Below are 13941 nucleotides of genomic sequence, written 5' to 3' on the forward strand. Positions count from 1 at the left end.
ACTATGCAGATTCTCTTTGTGCGGCATTCCGAGCCTGACTATAGTATGTTTGACCAGCATGAAAATCCTCGGCTGTACGCAGGTTTTGGACGGGATCTGGCTCCCCTGACTGAAAAGGGAAGGGCTTTGGCCCAGGAAGTTGCCAGCAGTCCTGTTTTTGCTCAGGCTCAGGTGGTTATCACTTCAAGTGTCACGCGGGCCTTGGAGACTGCAACTCACATTGCTCATGCCCAGCAACTACCTCTTCTGGTCGAGCCCTTTTTTCATGAGTGGCGACCAGACCTACTGGGACAAAATGCCAGTCAAGATGAGGCTATCTTAGCTCATCGATTATTTTTGGAAAATAGCGGAGCGGTGCCTGAGTCTTCTCCTGTTCGTTATGAGACTGCTGCGGAGATGAAAGAGCGATTTTTACAGGCCCTTGAAAAATACAAAGCCTATGACCGAATCGTTATCGTCTGTCACGGTATGCTGATACGCCAGTTTGTCCCTAAAGAAACTATAGCCTACTGCGAAATCCTAGAATATACTATATAGGAGGAAATCATCATCGCTAAGAAAAAAACAACCTTTGTCTGTCAATCCTGCGAGTACCACTCGCCCAAGTATCTGGGCCGTTGCCCCAACTGTGGCTCCTGGTCTAGCTTTGTCGAGGAAGTGGAAGTCGCTGAAGTTAAGAATGAGCGGGTCAGCCTGACAGGTGAGAAGACCCGACCCATGAAGCTCAATGAAGTTTCCTCTATTCAAGTGGTTCGCACCAAGACTAACATGGAGGAGTTCAACCGTGTCCTCGGAGGTGGTGTGGTGCCAGGCAGTCTGGTCCTGATCGGAGGCGATCCAGGGATTGGGAAATCCACCCTGCTCTTACAGGTATCTACCCAGCTTTCGACCATTGGCACCGTCCTCTATGTGTCGGGGGAAGAGTCTGCCCAGCAGATTAAGTTGCGAGCGGAGCGTCTGGGGGACATCGACAGCGAGTTCTATCTCTATGCGGAGACCAATATGCAGAGCATTCGGACCGAGATTGAGAAGATAAAACCAGATTTCCTGATTATCGACTCTATCCAGACAATTATGAGCCCTGACATCTCCAGCGTGCAAGGCTCTGTCAGTCAGGTCCGTGAAGTGACCAATGAACTCATGCAGATTGCCAAGACCAACAACATCGCAACATTCATCGTCGGCCACATGACCAAGGAAGGAACCCTGGCTGGACCGCGGACCTTGGAGCACATGGTGGACACAGTTCTCTATTTTGAGGGCGAGCGGCAGCACACCTTCCGTATCTTGCGGGCGGTCAAAAACCGCTTTGGCTCCACCAACGAAATCGGCATTTTTGAAATGCAGTCGCAGGGTTTGGTCGAAGTCCTCAATCCTAGCGAGGTCTTTCTGGAAGAGCGTCTGGACGGGGCGACTGGCTCTGCCATTGTCGTGACCATGGAGGGCACCCGCCCTATCCTTGCCGAAGTGCAGGCCCTGGTGACTCCGACCATGTTTGGCAATGCCAAGCGGACCACGACAGGCTTGGATTTCAATCGTGCCAGCTTGATTATGGCGGTTTTGGAAAAACGGGCAGGCCTGCTCCTCCAAAACCAAGATGCCTACCTCAAATCAGCAGGTGGTGTCAAACTGGATGAGCCAGCTATTGACCTAGCGGTCGCAGTTGCCCTTGCCTCCAGTTACAAGGATAAGCCTACCAACCCACAAGAGTGCTTTATAGGCGAGATAGGCCTGACAGGTGAAATCCGCCGCGTCAATCGGATTGAACAACGGCTTAACGAAGCCGCTAAATTGGGCTTTACCAAGGTCTATGCCCCCAAAAATTCTCTGACAGGTATCAAGGTGCCCAAGGAAATCACGGTTATCGGTGTGACCGCCATTGGCGAAGTCTTGCAGAAAGTATTCAACTGATGAAATCTTCGGGAGTGACAGCTAGTCGCTCCTCTTTTTGCGACAAATAGTCGGGAATGTGATAAGCTAGGTCTAACCTATTTCTGAAAATTTCAGAAATTCTCATCAGACAAGGAGGTCCTATGTCTTATTTTCAAAACTTTATGAAGGCCAACAAGGCCTATGTTGACCTGCATGGTGATTACCATTTGCCTCTTCGTCCAAAGACAAAGGTGGCTATCGTGACCTGTATGGACTCACGGCTTCACGTGGCGCAGGCCTTGGGCTTGGCTCTGGGTGATGCTCATATCCTGCGGAATGCGGGTGGGCGCGTGACGGAGGACATGATTCGCTCGCTAGTCATTTCCCAGCAGCAGCTCGGCACAAGGGAAATCGTGGTACTCCACCATACAGACTGCGGTGCACAGACCTTTACCAATGAGGATTTTGCGGCCCAACTCAAGCGGGATTTGCAGGTTAATGTCAGCGGTCAGGACTTCCTACCTTTTACCGATGTTGAGGAAAGCGTGCGGGAGGACATTGCTCTCTTGAAACAATCTCCGCTCATACCTGACGACGTTGAAATTTTTGGTGCGGTTTATGATGTGGATACGGGGCGTATGACAGAAGTTATATAGGAATGCTCAGGAAATTCGGTTTTTCCTGTAAATTTTATCTGAATGGCCGAGAAATCCTTGACAAGTTTTTTTGAATGAGATAAAATTGTATTATCACAACAGAACAAATAAAGAGATAAATGATACTTGGTTTATTTTAGCTTGTTCTTGGTTTATTATGGCTATCCTGTGGTTAACAGGACCTTTCGTAAAAAATAGGAGTCAACTATGTCAGACAATCGGATGAAATATACTATCGATAGTAATATGCAGTTTCCTTTGGTGGAAATCGCCTTGGAAGCTGGTGAATCAGCTTATATTCAACAAGGGAGCATGGTCTATCATACGCCGAGTGTAACCTTGAATACTAAGCTCAATGCGCGTGGTGGTTCAGGTTTTGGTAAATTGATGGGGGCCATCGGTCGGTCAATGGTATCAGGCGAATCTATGTTTATCACGCAAGCCATTTCCAATAGTGACGATGGAAAAATTGCACTTGCACCTTCAACGCCAGGTCAGGTTATTGCCTTGGAACTTGGTGCAGAGCAATATCGACTAAATGATGGTGCCTTCCTTGCCCTTGATGGTTCTGCTCAATATAAAATGGAACGCCAGAGTGTTGGAAAAGCTTTCTTTGGTGGTCAGGGTGGACTCTTTGTGATGACGACAGAGGGGCGCGGAACACTTTTGGCGAATGCATTTGGTTCTATTAAGAAGCTAACTTTGGATGGTGGAAGTATCACCATTGACAATGCTCATGTGGTTGCTTGGAGTCGTGATTTGGACTACAATATCCATATGGAAAATGGTTTCCTCCAATCTATCGGTACAGGTGAAGGAATCGTTAATACCTTTACTGGTTATGGAGAAATCTATGTACAGAGTTTGAACATTGAGACCTTTGCTCAGGTCATTGGCAATCATATTGTCGGTGCAGGTGGCGATGGTGGTGGTGGAAGCACATCATTGCTGGATGCGATTTTTTAAGAAGAAAAACTCTGCAATTTTCAAAATCATATAATAAAAATAAGGTCCCTCGCGTAATGCAAGGGACTTTTCTTAGTTTATTTCTACCACTTACCTGTCTAATTTTGCCACTTACTGAAATGCCCTTGTAATTGGATGTCGAACTGGTATAATAGAGCTATCAAAAAGGAGGGAGCTATGAAAGTTAGGATTGAATTTGATGACAGCTTAGATCAGGTTGAAGTTGTTATCCGAACCAGTCAGCTGGGACCAGAGATTGAACAGATTCAGCAAGCTTTGCAACAAGTTAGTCGTCCCTCGCTTGTTTTTTACAAGGGGAGCAGCGAGTATTTTCTTTCATTGGGTGACATACTTTTCTTTGAAACGGACGGAACCAAGATTTTTGCTCATACAGGCGATGATGCCTACGAGGTTAAGATGAAACTCTATGAACTTGAGGAGTATTTGCCTATCTACTTTTGTCGGGTAGCTAAGTCAACCATTGTCAATAGCAAGGTAGTTTATTCGCTAGATAAGTCCTTCTCAGGCACCAGTCGGATTTCCTTCTATAAGACTCACAAGGAAGTTCACGTGTCGCGACATTATTACCATTTATTAAAAGAGAAATTACAGGAAATGAGGTAGGAAGATGAAAAGAAATGGTTTGGGAATAGCTTTACTGATCTTGGCAGGCTTGGTCTTGTTTCAAGACTACTTGCCGGCTGTGGAATTTCCTCTCTGGAAATTGGTACTGGTAGTCGGTTGGAGTTATCTCTTTTTTAAAGCAATGATAAAAAAACAGCTAGTTACAAGCTTTGTCTGGGGAACCTTGGTCTTTATTGTGCTAAACAGTCATTTTAATTGGTTGGAAATTGATATCTGGACCTTGATTTTAGGTGTGATACTGGCTTGTACAGGGGTGAAGCTGTTAATAAAACCTAGAAGGAGTAAGAATATGGTCGATACAAAAAGTTTTGTCACAGGAGTGATTGGCGATAAGGGGCGTGATACAGCTTTTGGTTCCTCGACTCGTTATATCCATGAGGAGAATTTTATTCATGACAGTGTGGATGTAGCCTTTGGATCTAGTACGGTCTATTTTGATCAGGCAGTAATTCTGGGTGATCAGGCAGATTTTCATATCGATGCGGCATTTTCAAATATCACACTCTACCTGCCTGTTGACTGGCAAGCGGTAGTAGAGTTGGATAGCGCCATGTCAACAACTAACAATTATGCATCTGAGCCAAAAGAAAAGGTTCTCTTGGTGACGGGTGATATGGCATTTTCTACATTAAATATTTACTCTATGTAAAAGAATAATCACAGAGGAAAGTCTATCCAGGCTCCTCTGTAAGATAAAATGTCTGAATATTCTGGAAATCAAACAAAGAAAGGGATTATCATGAAAAGGATTTTGAAAAATGCTACCTACCTATGGGTACTGACTGCGGATATGCTGTCCAATTTTGGCGATGTGGTCTATTATCTGGCCCTGATGAACTATGTTTTGCTGGTGCCCAACAGCCGTCTAGCGCTGGCGATTGTGACCTTCTCAGAAATCTTTCCTAGCTTTATGGGCCTCTTCACAGGCTATCTGGCAGACAAGACGGTCAACAAAATCAGTACTATCAAGTTGACCCTTCTCTTCCGTGTCCTTCTCTACCTCATCCTCGGATTCTGCATGGGATTTGAGCCAGCCCTCTGGATTGTCGTGGTGGCTGCAACTTTCAATGTCTTTGCAGACTTCGCTGGCTTCTATGAAAACGGCCTCTATACACCTCTGGGATTGCGCGTAGCGCCCAAGGAAGAGCGGGAGCAGTACTCGGCTTTTCGCCAGACCGTTACCAGTATCCTCAACATCGCCTTTCAGGCCCTCTCTGCCCTCTTGGTCGGCCTCCTCTCCTACCAAAATCTCGCCTTTCTCAACGCCGGCACCTTTTTAGCCGCTCTTCTCATCATGCAGTTGCTGACGCCAGCCTTTCGCAAACTCCTGACGGAGCAGCTTTTGAAAATAGCAGAGCAGCCAAGCCAGCCCGAGCAGGCAACCAAGGGACCGGGCATTCTAGCTTCTTTCAAGCAAGCAATCGTGGAGCTTCGCAAGATTCCCGAGTTCCGCCTGGTCCTGATTACCAGCCCCATTATCAATGCCTGCGGAGCGATTCTCTATCCTATTCTGGTCCTGCTGATTAGCGAAGACCCAAATCTTGTCTTTCTCAATGTTGAAACCACCCTTGCCCTGACCATTCTGATCTTCTTTGTCGGTAATATCTTGGGCTCGACCTTGGTCTTTACCCTTTTCAAAAAGACCAGCATGGTGACGCTGGAAGTGGCCGCTACTTTCTCTCTACTTGGAGTGTTTGTCGGAATGTTGCTACATCAACTGCCAATTATTTTCTTCTTCCTTACTACAATGGGAATTAGCTCTGGAGCTAGTGGACCTAAGTTTAACGCTAAGTTTGTCAATTCTATGCCAGAGGAGCAGTTGGCGACCATTGGCGGAGCGGTATCGACCTATTTTATGCTAGGTCAAGCTTTTACTCGACTGCTGGTATCAGGTCTAGTCTTGGTATTGACTGTCAATCAGATTAGCGGATTTTTCCTAGCGGCAACTGGCTTGTTGGTCCTCTATGTCCTCTACTGGCTGGCACGTAATCAAAAAACACCTCAAAATCAGAAATAAAAAAGGAATTATCGCTACTAAATACTTGACAAATCGCTTGTTATACTACATATAACAAGGCTTGACTTACCAGCCAAGCCTTTCCTAATGGAAAAGGAGATATTATGTCATTAAATCTTTTTGAAGTTGTGAGGTATGAAGGAGAAGAGACTCGAAATATTCTTGCGTGGCGACACCCTAATAAAAATATGAAGCCAGGAACAACCTTAATTGTTAATCCAGGTCAACGAGCAGTCTTCTTCTCAAATGGACGGGCAGTTGCATCTTACGAAGAAGGGAAACATAAGATTGAGGGAAATAATACCCAGGGACTAGCAAAACTCAAGTCGTTTGTTAGTGACGGTGTGTCACCAGATTCATCTTTCCTATGGTTTGTTAACATGTATGATTTACAGCCGATTGGCTGGGGGACTCCTTCGCCGATACTAGTTCGCGATCCAGAAAGTCAAATTCCTGTTGAGTTAAAAACACATGGAAATTTTATACCAAGAATCATAGACTTGGAAACCTTTATTTTAGAATTTATGCCGAGTTATCCAGATGTTATTACGGCAGAAGTATTTCAGAAGCGTTTCAGACAGGCGGCTATTGGGACGATTACATCTGGTATTTCCCGAGTTATTGCGAATAGTCGAATTGCTACAATTGATATTGAAATGCATAGCCATGATATTGCTCAAGGGTTATCAGAGCTTTTAAGCAATCGTTTTGCTAAATATGGAATTTCTGTACAAGAATTTAATATTGAAGCCTTGAAAGTAAACCAAGATAGTGAGGGGTACAAGGAAGTGTTTCGATTCCATAAACAAGTTCTTAGTGCAAAAGGGGAGCGTAGCACTCGGGAGATTGAGGGATACAGTTATCAAGAAGAGCGCCAATTTGATGTTCTAGAAAAAGCGGCACAAAATGAAGGTTCCGCAGGGAACCTTATGGGGGCTGGCATGGGAGTTTCCATGGGGCTCGGAATGGGAGCAAATTTTGGAACACTTATGGGAAATTTGGGACAGGGAGCTCATTCTGCTCAACAGCCTCAGATACCGATACAAACAGAAAAAATGATAAATTCTGAAAACAGCCCTACAGTTAGTTTAGCGAAATTCTGTGGTCAATGTGGGACGGCTTTTACCGACGGAGCTAAATTTTGTAGTAACTGTGGACAATCACGCTAGGAGGAAATATGAGTAAAAATATTTGGATATATGTGACAGGAGTGCTGGTCATGATTACAACGGTGGCTTTAGGACTTTTGATTCCTCACAAGGAAATTGGACTTTATTTTATTGCATTGGGGTTATTGGTTTTATCGGAATTTTTATTTTTTCTACAACTAATAGTTAAACGACGCTTTACTGACTGGTTGCCCATCAATGTTGTAACCGTAATCTGGGTTATTTTTCAAAGTATTATGCTTTTTATCTCCAACTATATCTCTGTCAGAGTTTTTTGGATTGTTGAAGTTATTGTTATTGGTGGTGTAGCTATTATTGGTAGTTTGACAGCAACTGATAGTCACTATCGAAGGGTTCGAAGAGAAATTATTGCAGATAATAGTGAGGATGTCTTTACCCCAAAACAAGGAGACTACTGATGTATCAATTATTTCGTTTTTTGAGTTTAGTCTTCATGGGACTAGCTAATGCTATTTTGGTCCTCCTCCTCCTTATTCATGCTTTTCCTGATACTATTCTTGATTCTAACTTCAGTGTTGGTACGATAATATTCTCTTTTTCGGGTTTCACGTTAGCAGCCTTTGTTTACTATAGTTGCGGTGTTTTAGAGAATATTAAGCTGAAGGCTAACGCATTGGATGAGATATACCAAGGGAAAGTACGTTACAAAGACTACTTGAGAGAAAAAAAGGAACAGTCACATGCTTAAAGTGTTAAAATCAATCTGGGATGCACTTCGAAGTTGGTTACTTTTTAGTGGAATGATGATCTATTGTATAGTCGCAACAATATTTTCACAAGATATGCGACTTGATACTATTTCTTTAGTATTTAACTTTATTGTGACCTTTTTGGTCATATTTGGGATTCCCTTACTCGCAATGCGTCTCTTTAAGCTATCATCAGATGGTGTGTTGGCATGCTTTCCATTATTAGCTCTTTTTTTGCTTTTGATTGGTTCTCCCAATCCGGTTTATATAATCGGTGCAATGGTAGTATTGTTGATTAAACCACGAGGTCGGACAGTTGTAGAAAATATTGTCAAATTCTTTTCGACGGATAACCTGAAATATCTATCAATGTCTCTGATGATACCCTTGATAATCCTATTTTGCTTAGTCGTTTCAGCAGAGGGTAGTCAAATGACATTGCCAAATATTGTCAAAACTTTGATTGTACGAGTGGCAGTTCTTTATATTGTAATTATACTAATCAGTTGTGTATTAACTTATCGAAAATCTCGATTAGAAGAACGCGTTAAAACACAAGCACAGATAAGGGAACTTTTTGAACTCTTTGAACACTATCAGATTACAGAAGAGACCTATCTTGTTATTTGTGAATCTTGCAGTGCAGAAAATTTTTTAGAATTAGGACAAGGACAATCGTGTAGCCACTGTGGTGCTTGGCTTGCCAGAAAGGAGCCCTAGATGCGACGCTATCGATTAGAGATAACAAAATTTGGATTCCCTATCATTTTTATCATTTGGCTAGGCTCTACAATTTTTCTCTGGCAGATGATTTTAGATTTTTTTAGAAGAAAAAAGGAGGCTGGAATTTCAGTACCTGCCTTAGTGAGTACTGCTTTGATTATTGTGACGGTAGCCTTTATTGTCTTTTTCACACTATCTTTCTATATCTTACTTCGCCCGCCTCGGACAAGACGTCAGGGAAGAAGTTTGAAAGAGGTTTTGGCATATGAAAGTCGGAAAGAAGATGTTGTAGAAAGTCAAGGGCAATCACTTATCAGGAAGACTACCTATCGCCTGGAGGCCAAGAGAGTCTATTGTCCGGCGTGTGGAAAGCCTGCTGAGGGCTTGTTTGATACCATTATCACTTGTGTAAGTTGTGGACATAGCTATCGTATAGAATAGTAGTACAAAGCCCTCGTTTATCCATTGTTTATTTTCGATTAAATGATAGCTAAAACTCAAAAGCATGAAAAACACCTCAAAATCAGTCTATCTAGGCTGATTTTTCTGTTATCTGAGGGTGTTCTATGCTATAATGTTCTTGATTGAAATTTTACAGGAGAGAATCATGACTAAACCAATTCGTGTGCGTTACGCACCAAGTCCAACGGGACTTTTGCATATCGGAAATGCCCGTACAGCATTGTTCAACTATCTTTTTGCCCGTCATCACGGCGGTACTTTCCTTATTCGTATCGAAGACACGGACCGCAAGCGCCATGTGGAAGATGGCGAGCGTTCTCAGCTTGAAAACCTGCGTTGGTTGGGTATTGACTGGGATGAGAGTCCAGAAACTCATGAGCAATACCGTCAATCAGAGCGTTTGGATATTTACCAAAAATACGTTGATCAACTTTTGGCAGAAGGAAAGGCCTACAAGTCTTACGTGACAGAGGAAGAGTTGGCGGCAGAGCGTGAGCGTCAGGAAGCTGCGGGCGAAACACCTCGCTACATCAACGAATACCTGGGTATGTCTGAAGATGAAAAAACAGCCTACATTGCAGAGCGTGAGGCGGCTGGCATTGTCCCAACGGTTCGCTTAGCTGTCAACGAAACAGGTATCTACAAATGGAATGACATGGTTAAGGGCGAAATCGAGTTCGAAGGTGGCAACATCGGTGGCGACTGGGTTATCCAAAAACGTGACGGCTATCCAACCTATAACTTTGCCGTGGTGATTGATGATCATTTGATGGAAATCTCGCACGTTATCCGTGGGGACGACCACATTGCCAATACACCGAAGCAATTGATGGTCTATGAAGCACTTGGTTGGGAAGCACCAGAATTTGGTCACATGACTTTGATTATCAACTCTGAGACTGGTAAAAAACTGTCCAAACGTGATACCAACACCCTTCAGTTTATCGAAGATTACCGTCGTAAAGGGTACATGCCTGAAGCTGTTTTCAACTTTATCGGTCTCTTGGGTTGGAACCCTGGTGGTGAAGAGGAAATCTTCTCCCGTGAGCAATTTATCCAACTCTTCGATGAAAATCGTCTCAGCAAGTCACCAGCAGCATTTGACCAGAAGAAAATGGACTGGATGAGCAATGAGTATATCAAAAATGCTGATCTGGAAACTATTTTCAACCTTGCTAAGCCATTCTTGGAAGAAGCGGGTCGCTTGACAGACAAGGCAGAAAAATTGGTGGAACTTTACAAGCCACAAATGTCATCTGCGGATGAAATTGTTGATTTGACAGACCTTTTCTTCTCTGATTTCCCAGAATTGACAGACGAGGAAAAAGAAGTCATGGCAGGCGAAACAGTTCCGACTGTTCTCAATGCCCTCAAGGAAAAATTGGAGGCCATGACGGACGAAGATTTCCAACCAGATAATATCTTCCCACAAATCAAGGCTGTTCAAAAAGAAACAGGCATCAAGGGCAAAAACCTCTTCATGCCAATCCGTATCGCCGTTTCAGGCGAAATGCACGGACCAGAGTTGCCAAATACCATTTACCTACTCGGCCGTGAAAAATCCATCCAGCATATTGATAATATGTTGAAGAGTTTGTAAGATAAATAATCCCCGCTGTCCTGTGACGGCGGGGATTTTGTTATAACTGATAACTATAACACTTGCATTAAAAACGGTATAACGATTTTCTGAAAAACTGTGTTATCATAAATAAATCATTACTATTTAGGAGAGTTTATGGAAAATCATAATTTTGAAAATCAAGGCACCTTTAACCGTGAAATGAACAGCCGTCATTTGCAGATGTTGTCCATCGGTGGGGTAATTGGCACAGGTTTGTTCCTGAGTTCGGGTTATACCATTGCACAGGCTGGACCATTTGGAGCTATTGCAGCTTATCTTTTTGGAGCTGTTATGGTTTATTTGGTCATGTTCTCTCTAGGGGAGCTTTCCGTAGCCATGCCAGTAACAGGATCCTTCCATACCTATGCTACTAAGTTTATCAGTCCTGGTACTGGTTTTATGGTGGCCTGGATGTATTGGTTGTGCTGGGTAGTCGCTCTGGCTTCTCAGTTTGTAGGAACAGCTCAACTCATGCAACGTTGGTTTCCTAGTGTGCCAATTTGGATTTTTGCAACGATTTTCGCGGTCGTTGTCTTTGGTTTGAACACGCTGTCTGTCGGCTGGTTTGCTCGAGCAGAGGACGCCCTTTCTTCTGTCAAAGTCTATGCCATTATGGCATTCATCATTTTAGGAACCTTGGCGATTTTTGGCGTCTTGCCTTTTGAGGGAACCAATGCTACACCTCTCTTTAATAACATTACAGCCCAAGGTTTGCTTCCTAACGGTTTGGTTGGTTTTATTTCGGTCATGCTATCCGTTAACTATGCCTTTTCAGGTGTGGAAATGATTGGAATTGCTGCAGGGGAGACAGATAATCCTAAGAAAGCCGTGCCGCAAGCTATTAAATCGACCATCGGTCTCTTGGTTATCTTCTTTGTTTTGACCATCGTTGTCTTAGCAGCCTTACTGCCTATGTCGGAAGCAGGTGTGACAGAAGCACCATTCGTTCTAGTATTGGATAAAATAGGTTTTCCGTACGCTGCTGACATTATGAACTTCATCATCTTGACGGCTATTTTATCTGCGTCCACTTCAGGTCTCTACGCTTCAAGCCGTATGCTTTGGTCTTTGGCCAATGAGGGCATGATTAGCAAGGAATTGGTAAAAATCAACAAGCACGGTGTTCCAATGCGTGGGATGATTTTGTCCATGGTTGGTGTTGTGATTGCTTTGATTGCGTCAATTTATGCAGAAGATACTATTTTCTTAGCCTTGGTTTCTATCGCTGGTTTTGCGGTTGTTATTGCTTGGTTGGCCATCCCGCTTGCACAAATCGGCTTCCGACGTGAATTTTTGAAGAATCATAGTGTAGACGAATTGGAATACAAGACACCATTTTCACCAACTTTGCCTTGGATTACAGTTGTTTTGCTGGTTATTTCTATCATCGGAATCGGTTGGGATCCTTCTCAGCGTGCCGGTCTATACTTTGGTGTGCCCTTTATGATTGGTTGCTATGCGTATCATTACATTCGCTTTAAAAGGTGGTAAGGAGAAACTCGTATGGGTCGTTTTAAGGAACTATTAGAAAATCAAGAGTTTGTCATTTTACATGGTGCTCTGGGAACGGAATTGGAATTTCGAGGTCATGATGTATCAGGTAAGCTTTGGTCTGCCAAGTATCTGTTGGAGAATCCCCAGCTAATCAAGGACATTCACAAGGACTATATTCGTGCTGGAGCAGATTTGGTCACGACATCAACCTATCAGGCGACTTTTGAAGGTTTGGCGGAAGCTGGTTTGTCACAGGCTGAGGCTGAAAAGCTGATTCGTCTGACAGTTGATTTGGCTAAGGAGGCTCGAGACGAGGTTTGGGCTGACTTGTCGGAGGCTGAAAAAGGACAACGAACCTATCCCCTTATTTCAGGTGACGTTGGTCCATACGCGGCCTATCTAGCCAATGGTTCAGAGTACACAGGTGATTATGGCAATATTAGTTTGGAAGAGTTGAAGACTTTCCACCGTCGTCGGATAGAGCTCCTCTTAGAACAGGGAGCTGAACTCTTAGCATTGGAGACCATTCCCAATTTTCTTGAAGCACAGGCTTTGGTAGAGTTGCTGGCTGAGGATTTTCCAGAGGTAGAGGCCTATATTAGCTTCACTTCACAGGAGGGGCAGTCGATTTCTGATGGGACGGCTATTGAGAAAATAGCAGAGCTGGTCAACAGCAGCGAGCAGATTTTGGCGGTTGGTCTAAACTGTACAGCACCGTCTCTTTACCCAGCCTTTCTCAGACAGTTGAGAGAGAAAACGGATAAACCATTTGTCACCTATCCAAATTCGGGTGAGGTCTATGATGGAGCCACTCAAACCTGGAGGGAAGAAGCTGACCATAGCCACAGCCTTTTGGACAATACTCTTGCTTGGCATAAGCTAGGAGCTAAAGTGGTTGGAGGTTGTTGCCGAACCCGACCAGCTGATATTGAAAGTCTTGTCGCAGGATTGAAATAAATGAATCCCCGCTGTTCTGTGACGGCGGGGATTTGTTTCTTATTCGGACTTAGCTTTCCAAAAACAACCTCTCCACATAATCCTTCTGCCTTGGAATGACTAGCTCTGTTTCCAGGAAATTTTTCAGTTTTTCTTGTGGGACCCAGATGTAGTGGCTGGTTTCTTCGGCTTGGAGTTGGATGGCAGATTTGTCACAGTCGGTTTCAGCCCAGTAGCAGTGGAAGATACACTGGTCGTCATGGGCAACAAAGTGTGTATGGTGGCGGAGCTGGTTAGCTGTCAGTTCAATGCCTGTCTCTTCGCGGACTTCGCGTAAAATGGCCTGCTCTGCTATTTCCCCAAATAAAGCCGAGCCTCCTGCCGTCGCTTCATAATAGTCAGGGTAGGAGGGCTTGGTGCTGTCGCGTTTCATAAAGAGGGTGCTACCGTCGTGGTGGCGGACGATGCACTCGACGACTAGGTGGTAGAGACCATCGGGAATAGCTTCTCCGCGTGTGAGGGTGTGGTCGGTCAAGTGACCGTCGGCTGTGTAGGCGTTCCAGATTTCCATGTTTTGCTCCTTTTCTATCCTTCTATTATAGCATAGGCAGTTTTCTTGCGCACTTGTACGGACAAATCTGTGATATAATAGGCTGACGAAGGAAAA

The 13941-nt window shown here is 44.1% G+C and carries 16 protein-coding genes; 15 read left to right on the plus strand and 1 reads right to left on the minus strand.

What is annotated here, in order from left to right:
• The first annotated feature begins 3 nt into the window (after window positions 1–3).
• The 15 genes from ODU45_RS00985 to mmuM all read left to right on the plus strand — a co-directional run bounded on the left by ODU45_RS00985 (window position 4) and on the right by mmuM (window position 13295).
• Window positions 4–537 carry a histidine phosphatase family protein gene (locus ODU45_RS00985; protein ID WP_105257641.1) on the plus strand — a complete coding sequence of 178 codons (534 nt, stop codon included), beginning with the start codon at window positions 4–6 and terminating at the stop codon, window positions 535–537.
• A gap of 6 nt (window positions 538–543) precedes the next feature.
• Window positions 544–1911 (plus strand): DNA repair protein RadA, encoded by a 1368-nt coding sequence (gene radA / locus ODU45_RS00990; protein ID WP_136671648.1) that lies wholly within the window; start codon window positions 544–546, stop codon window positions 1909–1911.
• Window positions 1912–2033: 122 nt separating this feature from the next.
• Window positions 2034–2528, plus strand: coding sequence for a carbonic anhydrase (locus tag ODU45_RS00995; RefSeq protein ID WP_205014615.1), 495 nt, complete (start codon window positions 2034–2036; stop codon window positions 2526–2528).
• 207 nt (window positions 2529–2735) lie between these two features.
• Window positions 2736–3494 (plus strand): TIGR00266 family protein, encoded by a 759-nt coding sequence (locus ODU45_RS01000; RefSeq protein ID WP_013730631.1) that lies wholly within the window; start codon window positions 2736–2738, stop codon window positions 3492–3494.
• A gap of 177 nt (window positions 3495–3671) precedes the next feature.
• Complete coding sequence (locus tag ODU45_RS01005; protein ID WP_024407334.1) at window positions 3672–4118, plus strand: LytTR family DNA-binding domain-containing protein; 447 nt, start codon at window positions 3672–3674, stop codon at window positions 4116–4118.
• A gap of 4 nt (window positions 4119–4122) precedes the next feature.
• Window positions 4123–4788 (plus strand): hypothetical protein, encoded by a 666-nt coding sequence (locus ODU45_RS01010; protein ID WP_105257644.1) that lies wholly within the window; start codon window positions 4123–4125, stop codon window positions 4786–4788.
• Between the two features lie 90 nt (window positions 4789–4878).
• Window positions 4879–6156: an MFS transporter gene (locus ODU45_RS01015; protein WP_105257653.1), complete on the plus strand. Its 1278-nt coding sequence runs from the start codon at window positions 4879–4881 to the stop codon at window positions 6154–6156.
• 104 nt (window positions 6157–6260) lie between these two features.
• Window positions 6261–7325, plus strand: a complete 1065-nt coding sequence (locus ODU45_RS01020; RefSeq protein WP_398580579.1) for an SPFH domain-containing protein — start codon at window positions 6261–6263, stop codon at window positions 7323–7325.
• An 8-nt stretch (window positions 7326–7333) separates the two neighbouring features.
• The gene (locus ODU45_RS01025; protein WP_024408030.1) at window positions 7334–7744 is read left to right on the plus strand and encodes a hypothetical protein; all 411 of its coding nucleotides are present in this window, start codon (window positions 7334–7336) and stop codon (window positions 7742–7744) included.
• Entirely contained in the window at window positions 7744–8034 is a 291-nt protein-coding gene (locus tag ODU45_RS01030) for a hypothetical protein (RefSeq protein WP_024411708.1), read from the plus strand. The genes ODU45_RS01025 and ODU45_RS01030 overlap by 1 nt, the downstream gene beginning before the upstream one ends.
• Window positions 8027–8755: a hypothetical protein gene (locus ODU45_RS01035; RefSeq protein ID WP_099832822.1), complete on the plus strand. Its 729-nt coding sequence runs from the start codon at window positions 8027–8029 to the stop codon at window positions 8753–8755. Before ODU45_RS01030 ends, ODU45_RS01035 begins: the two co-directional genes overlap by 8 nt.
• Complete coding sequence (locus ODU45_RS01040; RefSeq protein ID WP_099832823.1) at window positions 8756–9199, plus strand: hypothetical protein; 444 nt, start codon at window positions 8756–8758, stop codon at window positions 9197–9199. It abuts the gene before it with no gap.
• A gap of 166 nt (window positions 9200–9365) precedes the next feature.
• Window positions 9366–10820 (plus strand): glutamate--tRNA ligase, encoded by a 1455-nt coding sequence (gene gltX, locus ODU45_RS01045; RefSeq protein WP_024399866.1) that lies wholly within the window; start codon window positions 9366–9368, stop codon window positions 10818–10820.
• A 138-nt stretch (window positions 10821–10958) separates the two neighbouring features.
• Complete coding sequence (locus ODU45_RS01050) at window positions 10959–12335, plus strand: amino acid permease (protein ID WP_398580580.1); 1377 nt, start codon at window positions 10959–10961, stop codon at window positions 12333–12335.
• A 12-nt stretch (window positions 12336–12347) separates the two neighbouring features.
• Window positions 12348–13295: a homocysteine S-methyltransferase gene (gene mmuM / locus ODU45_RS01055; RefSeq protein ID WP_398580581.1), complete on the plus strand. Its 948-nt coding sequence runs from the start codon at window positions 12348–12350 to the stop codon at window positions 13293–13295.
• A 49-nt stretch (window positions 13296–13344) separates the two neighbouring features.
• Here the strand turns inward: mmuM and ODU45_RS01060 are convergent, their stop codons facing one another.
• A complete protein-coding gene (locus ODU45_RS01060; RefSeq protein ID WP_398580582.1) occupies window positions 13345–13845 on the minus strand; it encodes an NUDIX domain-containing protein in 501 nt (166 codons plus the stop codon).
• Window positions 13846–13941 lie beyond the last annotated feature (96 nt).

The organism is Streptococcus sp. 2022WUSS135, assembly GCF_044427045.1.
Taxonomy (GTDB): Bacteria; Bacillota; Bacilli; order Lactobacillales; family Streptococcaceae; genus Streptococcus; species Streptococcus hashimotonensis.